The 6,729-nt window shown below is 37.4% G+C and carries 8 protein-coding genes; 2 read left to right on the top strand and 6 right to left on the bottom strand.

Annotated features, from left to right (window positions below):
• Positions 1-64: 64 nt before the first annotated feature.
• Positions 65-952, top strand: coding sequence for a tyrosine-type recombinase/integrase (locus LNTAR_RS12050; RefSeq protein WP_040914789.1), 888 nt, complete (start codon positions 65-67; stop codon positions 950-952).
• On the top strand, positions 949-2,037 hold the full coding sequence (locus LNTAR_RS12045) for an IS91 family transposase (RefSeq protein WP_007278988.1): 1,089 nt from the start codon (positions 949-951) through the stop codon (positions 2,035-2,037). The genes LNTAR_RS12050 and LNTAR_RS12045 overlap by 4 nt, the downstream gene beginning before the upstream one ends.
• 330 nt (positions 2,038-2,367) lie before the next feature.
• On the opposite strand, the gene LNTAR_RS27210 is transcribed toward LNTAR_RS12045, so the two are convergent.
• The 6 genes from LNTAR_RS27210 to LNTAR_RS27205 form a co-directional block, all read right to left on the bottom strand.
• A complete protein-coding gene (locus LNTAR_RS27210; protein ID WP_007278987.1) occupies positions 2,368-2,727 on the bottom strand; it encodes a hypothetical protein in 360 nt (119 codons plus the stop codon).
• Between the two features lie 88 nt (positions 2,728-2,815).
• A complete protein-coding gene (locus LNTAR_RS12040) occupies positions 2,816-3,319 on the bottom strand; it encodes a hypothetical protein (protein WP_007278986.1) in 504 nt (167 codons plus the stop codon).
• Positions 3,320-3,412: 93 nt separating this feature from the next.
• Positions 3,413-3,940, bottom strand: coding sequence for a type II secretion system protein (locus LNTAR_RS12035; protein ID WP_007278985.1), 528 nt, complete (start codon positions 3,938-3,940; stop codon positions 3,413-3,415).
• A gap of 125 nt (positions 3,941-4,065) precedes the next feature.
• On the bottom strand, positions 4,066-4,284 hold the full coding sequence (locus LNTAR_RS12030) for a hypothetical protein (RefSeq protein WP_007278963.1): 219 nt from the start codon (positions 4,282-4,284) through the stop codon (positions 4,066-4,068).
• Entirely contained in the window at positions 4,277-5,446 is a 1,170-nt protein-coding gene (locus tag LNTAR_RS12025) for an IS91 family transposase (RefSeq protein WP_052607318.1), read from the bottom strand. Before LNTAR_RS12025 ends, LNTAR_RS12030 begins: the two co-directional genes overlap by 8 nt.
• 432 nt (positions 5,447-5,878) lie before the next feature.
• Entirely contained in the window at positions 5,879-6,223 is a 345-nt protein-coding gene (locus tag LNTAR_RS27205; RefSeq protein WP_157473524.1) for a hypothetical protein, read from the bottom strand.
• Positions 6,224-6,729 lie beyond the last annotated feature (506 nt).

Below are 6,729 nucleotides of genomic sequence, written 5' to 3'. Positions count from 1 at the left end.
TAGTTTTTCTCTGTAGCTTATCAAGGACACAGTTTTGTGTTCTGGCTTAATTAAACGGAGAAAAATGATGAATGATTCATTCCAAAAATATTATAGAGCGATGCAATTGGAGCTTAAGCTCCAAGCTAAGGCAAAGAGTACAGTGGACAACTACTTGCGAGCTTTGCGTCGCGTCAATGATTTGATTGCTTCGCCTCTTGATCAACTTAAAGAAGAGGAGCTCAAGCTCTACTTTTCTGAATTGGTGGATACTTATTCCTGGAGCACGGTGAAGATGGATCGCTGTGCCCTAAGTTTTTTTTATCAATACGTGCTCAAGCGCGAGTGGAAATGGCTCGAAATTGTTCGTATCCCCCGAGTAAAATCCTTACCCGATATCCTCAGCCAAGATGAAACTTTACTGATTTTGTCTCATTTGGAAAAAGCTCGCTATCGAACTTGTCTCACAGCAATTTATTCCATGGGTCTACGCATCAGCGAGGGTGTGAGAATTCAAACGGGCGACATTTGCAAGGATCGCATGCGTTTACATGTGCGCAATTCCAAGGGCTACAAAGACCGTCTCGTTCCCTTGCCCCAAGTGACTTACCAGATGCTAAGGGATTACTGGGTGATGCACCGCAATCCGCTACTGCTATTTCCGCGTTATGCCGGGAAAAGTCGTAGCAATTCCAAAACGACTTTGCACATGGATAAGGGCGGGGTGCAGTCGGCCTTTAAAGCGGCTTTGGCTGATAGTGGCCTCGCCAAACAGGTGTCGGTGCATTCCCTGCGTCATTCCTATGCAACACATTTGGTGGAAGCGGGAGTGAACTTGCGAGTAATTCAAGAAATCCTCGGTCATAGTTCTCCGGCAACCACGGCGATTTACTCTCATTTATCAAAACCCGTGATACAGGACTCCGATGGCATGATCAACAAATTGATGCAGCGCCTAGGAGCTCTGCGATGATGGATTTAGTCGAGCTCAGCGAAAGATATTGGGACGAGCTGAGTTCGACACTTGATCAGGATCAGAGACGCGCTTTTAAGGCTATGATGAATTGCCGTCAGCAGAGTGCAGGTGGATCTTACTATGCCTGCACGAGTTGTGGACATGTTCATTATCACTGCCGATCTTGCGGAAACCGCTTCTGTAGCCGTTGCCAAAACCATCGGGCGAGCCAGTGGCTTCATCGACAAAAACAGCGTCTCTTGCCATGTCCTTACTTCATGGTGACCTTTACTCTGCCGAGCTCTTTGCGTGCCATTCCAAGATGGCGACGAAAAGAGATGTTTGATGCCTTGTTCATGGCCTCAAGTCAAGCTCTCAAAGAGATGTGTAAAGATCGTCTTGGTGGTGAATGTGGCATGATTGGCGTTCTGCATACCCATGGGCGAGACTTGTGCTATCATCCTCATATTCACTACATCGTTCCCGGGCTCGTACTCAATAGTCAGGAAAAGCTCTTACGAGTGATCAAGAAAAATTATCTCGTCAACAATAAAGCTTTAGGCGCATTGTATCGTGGTAAATTTCTCGCAGCCTTAACTGAGCACAAAATTGGCTTCCAATCCTCGCTTTATGCAAAAAAGTGGAATGTGGATTGCCGAAGTGTAGGCCAAGGGCTTCATGCCCTCGAATACCTTAGTCGCTACCTCATGCGAGGTGTAGTTTCAGAGCAATCCTTGTCCGAAAAAGAGGATAAAGTTCGACTGCGGTATAAGGATTCGCAGACCAAGCGGATGGACTCCAAAGATTTTGGACCCGTGGAGTTTTTACAGCGCCTCGCTCAGCACGTCTTGCCAAGGGGCTTCCATCGCGTGCGGGAATACGGTTTTCTCGCTCCTGCAGCCAAGAAAAAACTCTTTCTTATGCAGAACTTACTGGAAGTCAAAATTCCCAATGATCCTCCGCCAAAATTACCTGCGCTACGCTGCAGTCTTTGTCAGGGCATTATGCTGCCCATTGGCCGAGTCATTAGTGAAGGACGTCTCAAGCAAGAATCTTTAGTGTCAGTAGGGGCACGCTCGCCGCCTATAGTTTCAATCTCCTAAGTTTATTCATTAATTTTTTCAGTACAAAACTTTGGGTCATAGATCCCCTATGCCCAAATTTGAGGAATTTCAGTATAAATGCCCTTCAAAAAATCTTTCGATTGCGATTAATCCTAGGAAAAGACTCGACCTTCACAAAAGTAGTGAGTCCATCTAGTCAAACAGGCGTATCCATTGCCTTTTTTGGGGCAAAATTGACCCCTTCATCTCCCTCAGGCTAAAAAGCTAAATACATAGGGCGGGGTCCGAGCATGGGGCTCGTCCAACCATTGATTAAGATTCCGGCTACTTTGGGTTCCCTTTAATATCAGCGAAATCTAATCTTATTCGTTAGAGTTTATTTCTTTTTAGATTTTGAATAATTAGTCCTGTTATAATTCCTAATGGCATAAAAATAATTAGATTCCATAAAGGAATAAATATTAATGCTAATGGAGCTGTAGAGGAACTTGGAGCAATAAACACAGAATAATAAGCAACTGAGTCAGTTATAATTGGGAGTGCTGGTGCTAATGATCCGATTAATTCAGATTTTTTATTTTTTAAAATAATCAGTGATGAAACATATGGAATACTAGAAAATACTAGTAACAAAATATTAAAACCGAATGTCGTATCACTTTGGATAAAGCATGTATTCATGTGCAATAATATGCCAATAATACTGATTGTGATTCCAATTTTTTTCATTTAATTATTAATACTCTAACGTCCAGGATGATTTGTACTTTCTATCTAAATTGTGACTCACAACGAAAGTATCAGATCGATCCGTTTGTTATACTTGTTTTTTTATCTCAATATTGGGGTTGATATTGTTTATTTTCTTACATATTTCATAAGCAGGGTTGTCATATTTTTGGGTTATTTCAAACTTTTTATTATCGGTTACTATATAATAGAAATTATTATCGTTAATTTGGCCGCCTGTGGGAGGGATGTATATGTCAAGAATATATTTGATGTCCAATAATGGAATTATAAATGACTCTTTAGTAGATCTAGATGGACTTACACATGATATTTTATCAGGATAAATGGTGAATGAAAACTCTGCATCACCTTTCATCTTAGGGATCACATTTTTATAAATATTATAAATAGCAAAAACCATTGATACTAAATTAAATGGGTAGAAAAATCCTGGGTGAGTATTTTTAGTTTCCCAAAATGAGAAATTAAAAAGGCCTAATATGAGAACCAATATTGTAATAGTTTTCTTTAGATCTTTACGACCAATATCGTAAGTGGATATTTTATGTTGGTATATATGTGAGTTCATTTTATTAATGTATAACGTCTAAACTGAGTTGTACTTTCTATCTAAAATTTGACTCATAACGAAAGTATCAACTCCAGTTTCTTGTTCGATTTTTTATTTATTTTTAGGTTCGTATTTAATTTGTAATGCATTTAAATGTTGTGTTTCTACATGTCCATCTGCATAAAAAATAGTTGCTTTTCTTCCATTTGTATGAACTGTTTTATCACCTGCAACTGGTCTTTCATGTGACTCAATTTCAGAATATTTAATACCAGGTGTAATTCCGTTATTTTGTGGTTCACAAAATGAATAACTATTTTCATTTTCTCTTTCCTTATTAACTGGTATGTCGTGTTTTGCATAACAATTAAAGTTATTGTATTCTAAGTCCCACATATTGTATGCATTTTGTGGATCAGCTGCAGAGTTAATATTACCTAAAGTTTTGGGCATATATACATACGTATCTTGAAGTGAATAATATGCTAACATCGATGTAGAAATCTGCTTTAAGTTGCTTATGCAACTTTTTTGCATTCCTTTATCTCTAGCAACACTTAGCTTGGATAAAACTACACTTGTAATAATGCCAAGTATGGCGATTACGATTAATGCGTCTCTAAGTTTAAAATTTGACATGATTATTTATTCAATCGAACGTTCGAGTTGAGCTGTGTTCGAGCCTAAGCGAGAACCTCAGTTCCAACGATTTGTTGTACTTTATTTCAATTATTGATGATCCCATATTTCCTTTCCCTATGGTGCTAAACTAACTGTTTTTGTTTTGTTGAACAAGTTAATATGGGTGTAGTTGATGCTGTGATCAGGTGCTTTTTACTGTCTAGGCGGGCTTCGAAACTATGTGGCTCTAAATTTTCATCTATTAGAGGCTTCATTACCTTATAAAGAGCTCTTTTTATCGACTTCGGCATCAAGTACTTCTTGTCAGGGATTGTTGACTCTCTGATTCGTTTCTTATGCATGTAACCTTCTCCCCTGATAGTGAAAGAGTATTGGAGGAGGTCTCTCATTCTGGATATCCTGGCCGCGTTTAAAATCACTGTAGCCACAGCAATCACAGACTTTGGGTTGCCAAGCATCTTCTTTGAATCGTTCGCTACCGGTGAATTCTTTGAGTAGTTCAGCAAAGAGTATCTTACAGTATTCCTTACTTGTGGTTCGTTGAGCTCCTGCAAAAAGGCCATAAAACCTTGATCTTCGAAATCCTTTGGGTAGTACATGCTGCATAAATCTTCTGATGAATTCCTGAGGTTTCATTCTGATATCTTTATGTCGAGGAATTCCTTTCTCGTCCAAATCTTTATAATCTTTGATATCAAAACTTATGAATGAATTTTCAACTGCTGTAATTCTACCATTAGCGATGGCACTTCGATAAACATAACGACTCAAGTATTCGACAACAACTTCAGCACCTGAAAAGGGTTTTTGAATATTCACGACCCAGGGTTTCTCTTCGATGATTTTATATATTTCAGGGAAGCCTTGCGCATTCACTAACTTCTTATGTTTGTTGAGATTTTTGAGTTTTCGGAGAAACCTTTTTTTGAATTCTTCTGAGGCTTCAAAAACGTCAAATAAGTAGTCGTTTCTTCCAGCTTTCCATGTCCCATCTTTTTTCATTCCCCCACTTGTGACCAGAATATGTACATGAGGGTGGAGACATAAATCTTGACCCCAAGTATGAAGTGTGGCGATAATTGCGGGAGTCGCATCATGATATTTTTGACTCAGATAAAGCAGTGTGTCTGCGGCAGTTCTGAAGAGTAAGTTATAAATCTCTCTTTGGTTAAATCTTGCTATCGGGTTCAGATCATGAGGCAGGGTGAAAATACTATGGAAATAAGATACGGGTAATAATTCATCTAATCGGTCTTTTAACCATCTTCTTCGGCGTATACCCTGACACATTGGACAGTTGGTGTTTCCGCATGAATTATAGACTGGCCGTTCATTTCCGCATTTACAGCATATTTCCTTATGTCCTCCAAGGTAGGCAGTTCGGCACATAGCTATATCTTGTAATGTTTTTCGTTGCTCTTTTTGCAATCCGTGTGTGGCTTCGTAAGCTTGACCAAATCGTCGAAAAACCTCTCCTACACTATGCTCTGTCCTTTGTTTCATACCTTTTACCTACCTTATTTAGGTAAATAATACATGTGAGCTTAGCTTACAATTCTTAGTATGTTTTTTTAATTGTTTTTTAGTACAACGTCTGAACTGAGTAGTACTTTCTATTTAAAATTTGACTCCAAACGAAAGTATCTACTCCAGTGATTTGTTAGATCTTTTCTCTTTGATTGTTTATAATTAGACTTTTATTTCTTTTTATTTGCGATTCCGCATATACTTGGAATCGTATTTGATGCGTAGTTTGCGCTTGCTTCTGTTGAATTGCTGAGTTCGCATTTAATCAGCTTAATTCTGTGATTCCAAGAATAAAGAGAGTCGCTAAGTAGATGACGTATTAAGATAAAATATATTTTAAATTTATTCTGATCTAACGTCTGGATTGAGTTGGATTCGAGGTACGAGAATCTCAACTCCGATCCTTGGTTATGGTTTTCCTTTTTCGAGTACTGTGTTGTTCCATGGGAAATAGGATTTGATTTTAAATGTAGTTTCATCGCTTTTGAAAATGAGAATAGGAGCACCTTCGTTTACATAAAAGTAATAAACATAACCTTGAGCGCGATTCATAATTTGATTTCTTAATGATTTCGCATTGGGGTAAAAGAAATGAACTTCTCTTTGTACAAAGTGTAAAATTAATTGCTTGTCATTGAGAACTTCAATTTTGTTAACTTTCTGTGAGCTTAATTTCTTTATGAAGCTCTCTAATGATTTTTCACTTTTAACTGTTGCTGATCCTTTTAACGCACAATATGTGCGTCCCATCATAGAATCAGTTAATTGAAATTGTTTTCTTGAGTTAACCTGATTTATGTTGAAAAACTTTTTTAAGTAAGTGTTTGCCCAAGTCTTTTTAAAATCTTTTATGTTAGATTCAGAATATTTAAATTTTAAACTTAGGCCAAATAACAAAAGAATAAAAATAGCTATAACTATCTGAGTTTTTTTTGTAAGTGGGGTTCGCACTATTTTCTGTCTTTATTTATTACCATAACGTCTAAACTGAGTTCGTACTTTCTATCTAAAATTTGATTCATAACGAAAGTATCAACTCCAGTTTCTTGTTAGGCTATTGTCTTATTTTTTAGTGATTTGATAGATGTGATTAAACTATAGAATGTACAGATAAAGATTATTAAAGGGTACAGTCCAGAAAAATTGTACCTTGAGTATGATCTAGATTTATAAGAAAAGTATTTATCGAAAAATATATCTATATAAAAGATAATTATTAATATGGCTATATCTAAAGTTATATAAGTTTTTATGAATTT

The sequence above is a fragment of the Lentisphaera araneosa HTCC2155 genome, from assembly GCF_000170755.1.
Classification (GTDB): Bacteria; Verrucomicrobiota; Lentisphaeria; order Lentisphaerales; family Lentisphaeraceae; genus Lentisphaera; species Lentisphaera araneosa.
This window is presented reverse-complemented; position numbering and strand designations above follow the sequence as displayed.

Excerpts from the sequence above, each read along its gene's own strand:
- LNTAR_RS12040 (WP_007278986.1), bottom strand. The coding sequence starts at position 3,319 with ATGAACTCACATATATACCAACATAAAATATCCACTTACGATATTGGT.
- LNTAR_RS12050 (WP_040914789.1), top strand. The coding sequence starts at position 65 with ATGATGAATGATTCATTCCAAAAATATTATAGAGCGATGCAATTGGAG.
- LNTAR_RS12025 (WP_052607318.1), bottom strand. The coding sequence starts at position 5,446 with ATGAAACAAAGGACAGAGCATAGTGTAGGAGAGGTTTTTCGACGATTT.
- LNTAR_RS12030 (WP_007278963.1), bottom strand. The coding sequence starts at position 4,284 with ATGCATAAGAAACGAATCAGAGAGTCAACAATCCCTGACAAGAAGTAC.
- LNTAR_RS27210 (WP_007278987.1), bottom strand. The coding sequence starts at position 2,727 with ATGAAAAAAATTGGAATCACAATCAGTATTATTGGCATATTATTGCAC.
- LNTAR_RS12035 (WP_007278985.1), bottom strand. The coding sequence starts at position 3,940 with ATGTCAAATTTTAAACTTAGAGACGCATTAATCGTAATCGCCATACTT.
- LNTAR_RS27205 (WP_157473524.1), bottom strand. The coding sequence starts at position 6,223 with ATGATGGGACGCACATATTGTGCGTTAAAAGGATCAGCAACAGTTAAA.
- LNTAR_RS12045 (WP_007278988.1), top strand. The coding sequence starts at position 949 with ATGATGGATTTAGTCGAGCTCAGCGAAAGATATTGGGACGAGCTGAGT.